The sequence below is a fragment of the Microcella alkalica genome (assembly GCF_014137945.1).
Taxonomy (GTDB): domain Bacteria; phylum Actinomycetota; class Actinomycetes; order Actinomycetales; family Microbacteriaceae; genus Microcella; species Microcella alkalica.
The window spans coordinates 37,830-49,503 of sequence record NZ_JACGWX010000001.1 but is presented as its reverse complement, the minus strand read 5'-3'; the positions used below and the strand labels follow the sequence as shown (position 1 = coordinate 49,503).

Annotated in this window: 10 protein-coding genes and 1 tRNA gene; 4 read left to right on the top strand and 7 right to left on the bottom strand. The window is 71.2% G+C overall.

What is annotated here, in order from left to right; translation table 11 throughout:
- Nucleotides 1-160 precede the first annotated feature (160 nt).
- The gene (locus tag FHX53_RS00210) at nt 161-1,723 is read left to right on the top strand and encodes an amino acid permease (RefSeq protein WP_182489090.1); all 1,563 of its coding nucleotides are present in this window, start codon (nt 161-163) and stop codon (nt 1,721-1,723) included.
- Between the two features lie 293 nt (nt 1,724-2,016).
- On the opposite strand, the gene FHX53_RS00205 is transcribed toward FHX53_RS00210, so the two are convergent.
- Genes FHX53_RS00205 through FHX53_RS00195 form a run of 3 tightly spaced genes read right to left on the bottom strand, consistent with a single transcriptional unit; the run spans nt 2,017 to nt 7,365 of the window.
- Entirely contained in the window at nt 2,017-3,915 is a 1,899-nt protein-coding gene (locus FHX53_RS00205) for a YhgE/Pip domain-containing protein (protein ID WP_182489088.1), read from the bottom strand.
- Nucleotides 3,912-6,794, bottom strand: a complete 2,883-nt coding sequence (locus FHX53_RS00200) for an MMPL family transporter (protein WP_182489086.1) — start codon at nt 6,792-6,794, stop codon at nt 3,912-3,914. Before FHX53_RS00200 ends, FHX53_RS00205 begins: the two co-directional genes overlap by 4 nt.
- 10 nt (nt 6,795-6,804) lie before the next feature.
- Nucleotides 6,805-7,365: a TetR family transcriptional regulator gene (locus FHX53_RS00195; RefSeq protein WP_182489084.1), complete on the bottom strand. Its 561-nt coding sequence runs from the start codon at nt 7,363-7,365 to the stop codon at nt 6,805-6,807.
- A 113-nt stretch (nt 7,366-7,478) separates the two neighbouring features.
- On the opposite strand from FHX53_RS00195, the gene FHX53_RS00190 reads away from it, so the two are divergent.
- Nucleotides 7,479-7,685 carry a hypothetical protein gene (locus FHX53_RS00190; protein WP_182489082.1) on the top strand — a complete coding sequence of 69 codons (207 nt, stop codon included), beginning with the start codon at nt 7,479-7,481 and terminating at the stop codon, nt 7,683-7,685.
- A 42-nt stretch (nt 7,686-7,727) separates the two neighbouring features.
- Here FHX53_RS00190 and FHX53_RS00185 read toward each other — a convergent pair whose 3' ends face one another.
- Complete coding sequence (locus FHX53_RS00185; RefSeq protein ID WP_182489080.1) at nt 7,728-8,360, bottom strand: LysE family transporter; 633 nt, start codon at nt 8,358-8,360, stop codon at nt 7,728-7,730.
- A gap of 81 nt (nt 8,361-8,441) precedes the next feature.
- Nucleotides 8,442-8,514: transfer RNA gene (locus FHX53_RS00180), tRNA-Lys, on the bottom strand.
- Between the two features lie 165 nt (nt 8,515-8,679).
- On the opposite strand from FHX53_RS00180, the gene bcp reads away from it, so the two are divergent.
- Nucleotides 8,680-9,156, top strand: coding sequence for a thioredoxin-dependent thiol peroxidase (gene bcp, locus FHX53_RS00175; protein ID WP_182489078.1), 477 nt, complete (start codon nt 8,680-8,682; stop codon nt 9,154-9,156).
- Between the two features lie 33 nt (nt 9,157-9,189).
- Here the strand turns inward: bcp and FHX53_RS00170 are convergent, their stop codons facing one another.
- Entirely contained in the window at nt 9,190-9,597 is a 408-nt protein-coding gene (locus FHX53_RS00170; RefSeq protein WP_182489076.1) for a hypothetical protein, read from the bottom strand.
- Between the two features lie 217 nt (nt 9,598-9,814).
- Here FHX53_RS00170 and FHX53_RS00165 point away from each other — a divergent pair, with 217 nt between their 5' ends.
- A complete protein-coding gene (locus FHX53_RS00165) occupies nt 9,815-10,063 on the top strand; it encodes a WhiB family transcriptional regulator (RefSeq protein ID WP_055859575.1) in 249 nt (82 codons plus the stop codon).
- 102 nt (nt 10,064-10,165) lie between these two features.
- On the opposite strand, the gene FHX53_RS00160 is transcribed toward FHX53_RS00165, so the two are convergent.
- Nucleotides 10,166-11,665, bottom strand: a complete 1,500-nt coding sequence (locus tag FHX53_RS00160) for a histidine kinase N-terminal domain-containing protein (protein WP_182489074.1) — start codon at nt 11,663-11,665, stop codon at nt 10,166-10,168.
- Between the last annotated feature and the right edge of the window lie 9 nt (nt 11,666-11,674).

Here is an 11,674-nt window from a genome sequence, read left to right as displayed (position 1 = left end):
CGGCCCGTTTACGGGCCGCTCGCGCGTTAATGGTAGACAGGAACCACCTTTAGCGGCATGCTTCCCCACAAGCGCACCGTGGCGCCGTGCCATCGAACGCGCATGACAGCTCCACCCCTGTCCACCCCGGACTCGATGTCCATCCCCCCAGGAGGAATGCATGGCGGAAACGACCAAGGCGACGGGCGGTGTCACGTACACCAGCGTCGACAAGGGCTACTTCGAGAAGCGCGGCCTGCGCCGATCAGCGGGAGTGTGGGGCCTCTGGGGCCTCGCCGTCGCTGCGGTCATCTCCGGCGACTTCTCCGGCTGGAACTTCGGCATCGACTTCGCGGGCTTCGGCGGCATGCTCATCGCCTTTGCCGTCCTCGTGCTCATGTACTACGGCCTGACCTTCTCCATCAGCGAGATGTCGGCCGCAATGCCGCACACGGGAGGCGCGTACTCCTTCGGCCGCTCGGCCATGGGCCCATGGGGCGGCCTGATCACGGGAGCCGCCGAGACGATCGAGTACGTCGCGACGACCGCCGTCGTCGTGTTCTTCTCGGCCCAGTACCTGGACTTCGTGACCGGCGGGCTCCTCGGCTTCTCGCTCGCCGATCAGAACTTGATGTGGATCTGGTGGATCCTCCTCTACGCAGCGTTCGTCGGGCTCAATGCGGCCGGCGCGGCCATCTCGTTCCGCTTCGCGATCGTCGTCTCCATCATCGCGATCGGCATCATCCTGGTGTTCTCGGTCATGGCGCTCGCCTCCGGCGCGTTCTCGTGGGACAAGCTGTGGGACATGGCGCCCAATCCCGAGGTCGCCGGATCGACGGTGTTCCTGCCGGAGGGCTGGGTCGCGATCCTGTTCGCGCTGCCGTTCGCGATGTGGTTCTTCCTGGGCATCGAGGAGCTCCCCCTCGCGGCCGAGGAGTCGCACTCCCCCGAGAAGGACATCCCGCGCGCCGCGGTGCTCGCTCGCGCGACGCTCATCATCACGGGCCTCCTCGTGCTCTTCCTCAACACCGGCGTTCTCGGGGCGGAGGCCACGGGTGTCTCGCTCGAGCCGCTCGTCGAGGGCTTCGCTTCGATCGTGGGCCCCGAGCTGGCTGCCGTGCTCGCGATCTTCGCCCTCATCGGGCTGCTCGCCTCGCTCCACGGCATCATGTTCGCCTACGGGCGCAACATGTACTCGCTATCGCGCGCAGGATACTACCCGAAGTTCATGTCGCTCACCGGCAAGAACAAGACCCCGTGGGTCGCGCTCACGGTGGGCGCCATGGTCGGCTTCATCGCGATCGTCGTGCTCGACCTGCTCGGTCGCGTCGACCCTGAGGGCATCGGCGCGGTCGCCGGAGCGATCATCCTCAACATCGCGGTGTGGGGCGCGGTCGTGGCGTACTTCCTGCAGATGGTGGCGTTCCTCATCTTGCGGAGAAAGTTCCCGAACGTCCCCCGCCCGTACAAGAGCCCGATGGGAACGTTCGGGGCGTACAGCGCCGCCGCGATCGCCGCGCTCGTGTTCGTGGGTCTTCTCCTGAACCCCGCCTTCCAGGCGGCGATCGTCGCGATCATCATCGTCTACGCGCTCATCCTGCTCGGGTTCGGCCTGCACTACCGCAAGCAGCTCGTCCTGTCCCCCGAGGAGGAGTACGCGATGAGCGGCGGCACCCACGAGCTCACGAGGGAGCTCGACTCCGAGGGTGACCCGGAGCGGGACCCGGAGCTCAATCGCAGCTGACGCTCGCTTCACGACGGGCCGCGGTGATCGTTCTCCGCGGCCCGTTCGCGTGCCCGCCTGCTGGTCCGGCTCATCGAGTGGCTGGGGCTCCGGGCCCGTCCGATCGCCGACCCGCGGCGTGCACGTTCTCCGGATTTCCGGCGCGGGGCGGCGATCGGACCGCAGCACGACGCGGCGGTCATCCCGGGACTCCGGAGAACGTGCACGCCGTGCGACCGTCGCAGGGGCGAGGGCGACGGTGGGGCCCGGCGTCGGCGCGACCGGATGCGACCGGCGGGTGTGATCCGCGCCGATCAGGCCCGCGCGAGCGCTCCCGGCGCGAACCCCGCGAGCGCCGAGCGGCGGCGGGCGCGACCGACCGCGACGCGCGCGACGACGAGAGAGAGGACCCCGACCACGAGCATCGCGCCGACCGCGCCCGCGATGCGCGCTCCGTCGCCTCCCGCGAGCAGCGCCTGCAGCCCGTCCACCGCGTACGACAGCGGAAGCACGGCGCTCAGGGTGGGGAACGGCTCGGCGAGCGCGACGACGGGGATGAGCCCGCCGATCGCCACGAGCTGCACGCCCAGCATCAGGATCGACACGACGAGGCCTGCGCGCCCGAGCCCCAGCACGAGCGCCGCGTGCAGCGCCGTGAGGGCGAGCGCGATGAGCGCCGTGAGGGCGAGCACGGCGGGCGCGAGAGCGAGGTCCACTCCCCCGGCGGTGTGCAGGAGGGCCGTCACTAGCACCGCCTGCGCCACCGCGAGAAGGGATGCCCGCCCCAGCACCCGACGCAGGATCGCGCCCGCCGATGCGGCCGTCCCGACCACGCCCGAGGCCGCGGGGCGCACGACGATCATCGTGGCGAGAGCCCCCAGCCAGAGACCGACGGGCACGAGGGTGCCCGCGAGGACTCCCCCGAGGCCGTCGACGGCGTTGGCGCGCGTCGACTCGACGGCGACGGGAGAGCTCGCGAGCTCGGCGTCTCCCGACTCGGGCACCTGCGCAGCGCCGTCGGCGAGCCCCGCGGCGAGGGCGTCGGCGCCCGCGGCGAGGGCGTCGGCCCCGGCGGCGAGCTCTCCGGCCCCTGCGCTCGCCTCGGCGGCGCCCGACCCGAGGGCTCCGAGACCGTCGGCGAGAGCATCCGCGCCCTGAACGAGGGCCGGGCCGCCGCCCGCGAGGGCTGCCGCTCCGACCGCGCTCTCGGCGATGCCGCCCTGGATGCCGTCGACGGCTCCCTTGATCTGGGGGGCGACCGCGGTCGTGGTGCCTGCCGCGATCTGCGCCTGGGTGAGCGCGGCGATGAACGCCTGCTTCTCGGCGTCGGCCAGGCTCGACGCCTGCACGGCGGGGACGAGCGCCGCGAGCTGGCCGGCAGCGAAGGACGCGGCAGCATCGGCCGAGGCGACGGCGGTCGCGAGCTGGTCGAGCCCCGCCGCGCCCTGATCGAGCTGCGCGAGACCGGTCGACAGGCTCGCCACGCCGCCCGTGTACTGCTCGAGCCCTGCCGCGAAGTCGCGGGCTCCCGCGGCTGACGCGTCGGCACCCGATCCGAGCGCCGCGATGCCGTCGCCGAGCGAGGCGACGCCCGCGCCGACCTCGCCGACGCCGTCGCCGAGCTGCTCGGCGCCCTCGGAGGCGTCGCCGAGCGCGGAGCCCAGCTCGCCCAGCCCGGACTGCAAGCCCGCGAGGTACTGCCCGGTCACGGTGTCGCCGATCTGCGTCGCGAGGCTCGAGCCGACCGCCTGCACGATCGTCCCGGCGAGATAGCTGTGCGCGTCGTCGGTCTCGATCACGAGCTCGGCGAGCTCCTGGTCGGGCGAGCCCACCGTGAGCAGCGAGCGCGAGAAGCCCTCGGGGATCGTAAGAACGGCGAGAACCTCGCCCGAGGCGAGATCGGCCGCGGCCTGCTCGGCGCTCATCGCGCGCCAGTCGAACCCCGATGCGTCGGGGCCGGTCAGCTCGGTGACGAGCTGGCGCCCGGCGAAGACGGGCTGCTCCTCGCCGTCGGGGCCCGTCGTCGTGACGAGCTCATCCGCGTTGACGACGGCGGCGGGGATGCGGTCGAGCGCGTCGTCCGCGTCGCCGACGGCGGCGAGCGCGGCGCCGACGAGCCCGAGCGGGACCATGACGGCGGCGATGATGCCCGCCCAGCGGCGAGCGCCGCTCGGACGACGCCGTGAATCGGGGTCGGGGATGGGGGTGCTCATCGGAAGGCCTCCGTGGTCGAGAGGGCGGTATCCAGCAGCAGCGCGAGCTCGTCGGCCGGGTCGAGGCCGTCGGCGGATCCGGGCGCCACGCCCCAGACGCGGACGACGCCGTCGCCGGCGAGAGCGCGCACGACCTCGTCGATCGCGTCGACCTCGCCGGGCGCGAGCGCGCCGTCGGGCGCGTCGAGCACGAGGATCGGCGTGCCGTCGAGGGTGCCGACCGCCGCGAGAAGCAGTGCGCGCGAGTGAGCGGGGAGGGCCGCGACGAGGTCGGCGGCGGAGATCGGGCCGGACGAGGCGCCGTGACGCTCGGCGAGGGTCGCTAGGCGCTCGAGCCAGCGGTCGGTCGAGCGCGCTCCCGGGCCGCCGCGCCCGCGGCGGGCGGCGCGCGGCGCGAGCGCGAGTCTCTCCCGTACGAGCTCGCCCGCCGTGGTCGACACCGTGAGCCGGTCGCCGCCGACGTCCACGAGACTGACGCGGCGCGAGGCGCGCCCCGCCTCCGAGGGGAGGACGGCGCCGGCCACGACCGCGCGGCCGCCGAGCGCCGGCAGGTAGCCGGCGAGAGTCGCACCCGCGAGGCGACGCGTTGCCGCGTCGGCGACGAGAGCGACGCGGTCGCCCGCCTGCGCGCGCAGGGAGAGCACGGCATCCGTCGCCTGGAGCTGGAGGCGATCGGCCACGACGACGGCGTCGCCCTGCTGGCTCGCCCACACGACGTGCTCGCGGTGGTCGCGCAGCTGCTCGCCCTCGACGTCGAGATCCGGCATCGCCCGATCGAGCGATCGCGGTAACCACCACGCGGCGCGGCCGAGGAGCGTCATGATCGCCGGGCCGAGCGTCATGCGGAGGACGAACGCGTCGACGGCGATGCCGACGGCGAGCCCGAGCGCGATGGGCTTGATGAGGTTCGAGCCCTCCGGCACGAACGCCGCGAAGACGAAGAACATGATGAGCGCCGCGGCCGTCACGACGCGGGCGCCGTGGGCGAAGCCGTCCTCGATGGCGGAGCGCGGGTCGCCCGTGCGGACGAACTCCTCGCGCATGCCCGAGACGAGGAATACCTCGTAGTCCATCGCGAGGCCGAAGAGCACCGCCATGAGGATGATCGGCATGAAGCTAAGGATCGGACCCGCCTCGGTGTGCAGGAGCTCGGCGCCCCAGCCCCACTGGAAGACGGCGACCGAGACGCCGAGGCCGGTGCCGACGGTGAGCAGGAAGCCCAGCGCCGCCTTGACCGGCACGAGCACCGACCGGAACACCGCCATGAGCAGCAGGACCGACAGCCCCATGACGATGAGCGCGAACGGGACCAGCGCGTTTGTCAGGCGGGTCGAGATGTCGATCCCGACCGCGGTCGTGCCCGTGATCGACAGCGGCGTGCCGAACTCGCTCTCGATTCCGGCTGCGGCATCGCGGAGCTCGGCGACGACGGTCTTCGTCGCGGGGTCGTCGGGAGCCGTCACGGGGGCGACGCGGAAGATCGCGAGTTCCAGGCCGGGCGAGGGGATGCCGCGGCTGACGCTCGCGACGCCGTCGACGTCCGCGAGCTCGGAGCGGATGCCATCCAGGTCATCGAGGATGTCGGTGGTCTGCGTGATGTCGGCCGTCACGAGCAGCGGGCCAGCGGTGCCCGGTCCGAAGGCGCCGGCGATGAGGTCGTATGCCTCGCGCTGGGTCGAGCCCGCGGGCTCGCTTCCGCCGTCTGGCAGGTTGAGATCGAGCGAGAACGTCGGTATCGACAGCGTGCCGAGCACGACGACCACGGCGATCGTCGTGAGCACGGGCCGCTTCATGACGCCCCGAACCCAGCGGCGCCCCATCGTGCGGGCGTGCTCGGCCTCGCGCTGGGCGCGGCGCCAGGCGCGGGATCCTGCCCTGGGCACGAGCCGCGCGCCCCAGATCCCGAGCAGAGCGGGCAGCAGGGTCACGGCTCCGGCGATCGCGACGAGGACCGCGAAGGCGGCCCCGACCCCCATGACCGAGAGGAACGGGATGCCCACGACGAGCAGGCCGAGGAGCGCGATGATGACCGTGAGACCCGCGAAGACGACCGCGCTGCCCGCGGTGCCGACGGCGACCGCGGCAGACTCGGCCGGGTCCATGCCGCGCGCGAGCTGCGTGCGGTGCCGGGAGACGATGAACAGCGCGTAGTCGATGCCGACCGCGAGGCCGATCATGAGCGCCAGCAGGGGCGCCGAGCTCGACACGGGCATGACCGCGGCGAGCGCGAGGATGCCGCCCATCACGATGCCGACGCCGATCAGCGCGGTGACCAGGGGCATACCCGCCGCGGCGAGGGAGCCGAAGGTGACGATCAGGACGGCGGCGGCCACGAGCACGCCGATGACCTCGCTCACGGTGAGGCCCACGGTGGTGTCCTGGAACACCTGGCCGGCGAACTCGACGCGCGCGTCTCGGTCGTCGCCGGTCGCGATAAGCGCCTCGAGCGTGGTGTCGTCGACCTCCTCCGAGGTGCCCTCGAGCTGCACCTGCACGATCGCGACCCCCTCGTCGTCGCTCACCTGCCCGTCGGCGAACTCGTCGAACGGGCCGAGGACGCTGCGAACGCCGTCGATGCGCGAGAGGTCGGCCGCGAGGTCGTCGATCTCGGCGCGGATGCCCGGATCGGTCACCGACGCGCCGTCGGGGGCGACGACGACCGCCTGAGCGCTCGCCCCCGCCGCGGCAGGGAACAGCTGCTCGAGCTGGTCGAGCGCCTCCTGCGATTCGGTTCCGGGGATGGAGAACGCCTCCTCCGTCTGCCCGCCGAGGGCGAGGCCGCCGCCGAGCGCGGCGGCGAGCAGGAGCACCCAGGAGACGAGGACGAGCCAGGCACGGCGGTAGGCGACGCGCCCGATGCGGTACAGCAGTGTGGACACTGGCGGACTCCTAGCGAGCGGGGTCGGTGACGGGGAGGAGGAGCTCGCTGATGACGGCGAGGAGGCCGGCGCGGAGCACCTCGGGCTCCTCCTCGACGACCTCGAGCTGGCGGGCGGCGGCGAGGCAGTAGGCAGCGCCGCCGAGGGCGATGCCGTAGCGGAGCTTCTCCACGGGCGAGCTCGCGGCGACGTCGAAGAGGTCGGAGACGCGGCGCATCTGGACGAGGGCGCGCTGCATGACGGGGACGTCCTCGAGCGTCGCTCCCTGGTTGATCACGAGGTGGACGACCTGCCGGTGCGCGAGCAGGTAGTCGACGAATCGCTCGACGAAGGCGGCGCGGTGCTCGCGGTCGAGGCCGCGTGCGGCGGTCTCGTCGATGAGCGCGGACAGGTCGTCGAGCGCAGGAGCGAGGGCCGCCTCGAGCAGCTGCTCCTTGGAGTCGTAGTGGTACAGCACGCTCGCCTTCGACGACCCGGCGAGGTCGGCGATGCGCTGCAGCGAAGTGGCGGCGTAGCCCGCGCTCGCGAACTCGGTGAGCGCGATGAGGCGCAGATCTTCGGATCGGGACACCCCGGCACCATACCTGACCGATCGGTCAGGATGCTGAGGGGATCCTGAGCACCCGCCGCACGGCCCTCCGGTCACCCGGTAGCGTGGGCCACCGATCTTATGGAGGTGCATCCGTGCGCAAGTACCTGTTCAACGGAGCGATCATCAGCGCCGCGGTCTCGGCCGTCAGCGTCATCAACGCCACCCGGCGGGGCCCTCACGACTGGCGCCTCGCCCTGATGTGGGCGAGCTGGGGCATCAGCGTCGCGATCGCCGTCGGCACGATCATCGAGGACCAGAAGAACCCGGGCGACCCCGCCTTCCAGCTCGTCGACAGCTAGGGCGCACCGACCGCGATTCCGCCGAGGGGGGATGCCCGCGGCTCAGCTGCGCGCCGCGAAGGCCATCACGAGGCCGAGCGCGATGAGCGCCCCGCCGCCGGCCGCGCGCACGGCGGCGATGCGGCCTCTGTTCGAGGCGAACCACTCGCGCGCGGTGCCCGCCGCGACGCCGTAGAGCCCGTCGCTCACGATGCCGATGACCAAGAAGATCGCGCCGAGCAGCAGCATCTGGACGATCGGGTCGGCTCCACCCGGCACCACCGCCTGGGGCAGCGCCGCGACGAAGAAGACGATCGTCTTGGGGTTCGTGATGCCGACGACCACGCTCTCGCGCACGATCGTCCGGGCGCGCGGCGTGACGGGGTCCAGCTCCTCCTCGCCGAAGTCGTTCCTGTGCCGGATCGACTGCACGCCGAGCCACACGAGGACGAGGGCGCCGGCGATCTTGAGCGCGGTGAACAGCAGCTCCGACTGCGCGATCGCGACACCGACCCCGAACGCGACTGACACGATCTGGAGCCCGACACCGGCGGCGCCGCCGAGCACGCTCAGCAGGGCGGCGCGCGTGCCGAGGGCCAGGGCGCGGCCGATGACGAAGAGCACACCGGGCCCCGGCACGACGATGACGACGATCGACGTCAGGAGGAACGCCGCGAACTCGGGACCGAACACCACGCTCCCGATGCTAGGGGTGTGCGGACGGGCCTCTGAGCACGAGAAAACCCCGGCAGCTGGCGAGAGCGAACCGGGGTTTCGTACACCCCCCGGGACTTGAACCCGGAACCCACTGATTAAGAGTCAGTTGCTCTGCCAATTGAGCTAGAGGTGCGTAGTTCGACGAGCGAACCGAGAGGAAACGATAGCAGAGATCGAGAGGCCCCCTCTACACAGCGAGCGCCCAGCCGACGCGGGGCGCGCATCCATACACTGACCAGGAAGCGCCGGCGCCCGGAGGGTGACGCGCACGCAGACCCCTCACTCCCAAGGAGCCCCCATGACCGAGGCCCGCCTCGAGGCCGGCACGCCGGCCCCCGCTTTCACTCTCGCCGACAAGGATGGCCGGCACGTCTCGCTCGCCGACTACGCGGGCCAGAAGGTCGTTCTCTACTTCTACCCTGCCGCCTCCACGCCCGGCTGCACGACGCAGGCGTGCGACTTCCGCGACAACCTCAACTCACTCGCGGCCGCCGGCTACCAGGTGCTGGGCGTCTCGAAGGATCAGGGCTCGGCCCTGCAGAAGTTCGCCGACGAGGAGAACCTGAACTTCCCGCTGCTGAGCGATCCCGATCTCGCCGTGCACCACGCTTACGGGGCCTACGGCGAGAAGTCGATGTACGGGAAGACGGTGACGGGCGTCATCCGATCCACGTTCGTCATCGACGAGAGCGGCGTCCTCACGCACCCTCTCTACAACGTAAAGGCCACCGGCCACGTCGCGAGCCTGCGCAAGAAGCTCGGTCTCGACGCCTGAGCCGCCAATCGCACCGCCGACGGGCTCGAGTCGCTACGACTCGGGCCCTTCGTCGCGTCGAGCGAGGTGCTCGCTCACCGAGGGAGTGAGCAGCAGGACGATCGCGACGATCGCCGGGATGAGAAGCCACGTCGCGATATCCGGTCTCGGCAGGAAGCCCTGGATGCTGCCGACGCCGACCGCGACCTGCAGGAACTGCCAGACGAGCGCGCCGCCGCGCGTCCAGGGCCGCCCGCGCCACGCGGCGATGGTGATGACCACGAGCCAGGCGGCGGCGATGACGCACGCGATGAGGAGGGCGACGGCTGTGCCGACCGATGCTGCGGGGCCTGTCACCAGCTCGGTCAGCAGAAAGATCGAGACACCGATCATGAGGGCGGCCTCCGCCGCCAGGATGACGACCAGAAGGATGACGGGAGGTGTCCGGCCGGTGTCCTGCACGCAAACCCCTCTCGCGGAAACTCTTGATTTCGGTCGTGTTACGTGCGAGCCTAGTTGCGGTTGAAGTGCCGCCTACAACGCCGTGGGCCGTCCTGAAGATCCCTCTTCACTCCCCACTCGAAGATCTCGTTCGCACGAGGTCGCGGTGCGCCAATCACAGCACTTCTCGGCACTTCGTTTCATGGCGCCCGAACCCCAACCCTAGGAGCACTGTCCCATGGACTGGCGTGACAAGGCAGCCTGCCTCACCGCTGACCCCGAGCTGTTCTTCCCGGTCGGCAACACCGGCCCAGCGGTCGACCAGATCGAGAAGGCCAAGACGGTGTGCGGTCGCTGCTCGGTTACCGAGACGTGCCTGCAGTACGCCCTCGAGACCAATCAGGACTCGGGCGTCTGGGGCGGTCTCAGCGAGGACGAGCGCCGCGCCCTCAAGCGCCGTGCCGCTCGCGCACGACGCGCCTCGTAGCTCCGCACCGACCGCCCCGTCGTCGCTGCGAGCATCGCGCGGAGGCGGGGCGTTCTTCTGCCCTCCGCGCGGTGCTCGCCGTCGTGCTGACGCGATTCGCGATCAGGCTCGGCGCTTGAGGTAGAGCAGCGGCACCTCGATCGTGACCTCGGTGCCCTCCCCCTCGAGCGTGTGCCAGTCGATCGTGCCGCCGAGCTCGCCCTGGATGAGCGTGCGCACGATCTGCGTGCCGAGACCCGAGCCGACCTTGCCCTCCGGAAGCCCTCCCCCGTTGTCGCGGACCTTGACCGCGAGTCTGTCGTCGGTGCGGCTCGCGACGATCTCGACCTCACCGTCGCTGCGGCCGACGAGACCGTGCTCTACGGCATTCGTGACGAGCTCCGTGAGGGCGAGCGCGAGAGGCGTCGCGTACTCGCTCGGCAGAGTGCCGAAGCTGCCCGTCGACTTCGGCCGCACGACCGTGTTGTGGCTCGAGGCGACCTCGGCGATGAGCATGAGCACGCGCGCGAACACCTCGTCGAAGTCGACGTTCTGACTGAGGCCCTCCGAGAGGGTGTCGTGCACGACGGCGATGGCCGCGACGCGACGCATGGCCTGCGTCAGGGCATCCCTCGCCCCCTCGCTGTGGGTCCTGCGGGCTTGGATGCGCAGCAGCGAGGCGACGGTCTGCAGATTGTTCTTCACCCGGTGATGGATCTCGCGGATCGTCGCGTCCTTGGTGATGAGCTCGCGCTCCTGGTGGCGCACCTCGGTGACGTCGCGCACGAGCACGATCGCGCCGATCCGCACGCCGCCGAGCCGGAGCGGGATCGCCCGCAGGCTCACCGTCACGCCACGGGCGTCGATATCGGTGCGCCACGGCGCGCGACCCGTGACCACGAGCGGCAGCGACTCGTCGACGACGAGCTTTCCGTGCAGGAGGCGCGTCGTGACGTCGGCGAGCGACTCGCCCTCGAGCTCGCCCGCGAATCCCATTCGGTTGAAGGCGCTCAGACCGTTGGGGCTCGCGAAGGTGACCATGCCGTCGACGTCGAGCCGGATCAGGCCGTCCGAGGCGCGCGGCGCGCCACGTCGCGGCCCGCTCGGCGCCGCCATGTCGGGGAAGTCGGCGCTCGCGATCATCTCGAAAAGATCGTTGGCGCACTCGTTGAAGGTGAGCTCCTGGCGGCTCGGCATGCGCGCTTCGCTCAAGTTGGTGTGGCGCGTCGTGACCGCGATGGGATGCTCGCTCACGGCCTTGCCGCCCGGCGACAGCCGCCGCACGACGGGAACCGCCCGCACTCTGGTGGGAGTCTCCTCGTACCAGTCGGGCGCGCTCGAGTCGACGATCTTTGCCGACTCGAAGGCCTGGGTGACCTGCCGGCGCCACTCGGGCTTGATCTCCTGGCCCACGAAGTCGCGGTAGAAGAGCGTCGCCGAGCTCGAGGGCCGAGCGTGCGCGACGGCGACGAAGCCACCCGCGGTGGTCGGCACCCACAGCACGATGTCGGCGAAGGCGAGGTCGGCGAGCAGCTGACCCTCGGCGATGAGGAGGTGGAGCCACTCGATGTCGGCGTCGCTCAGAGCCGCATGCTCGTGAACGAGATCGGAGAGGGTCGACACCCGGAAAGG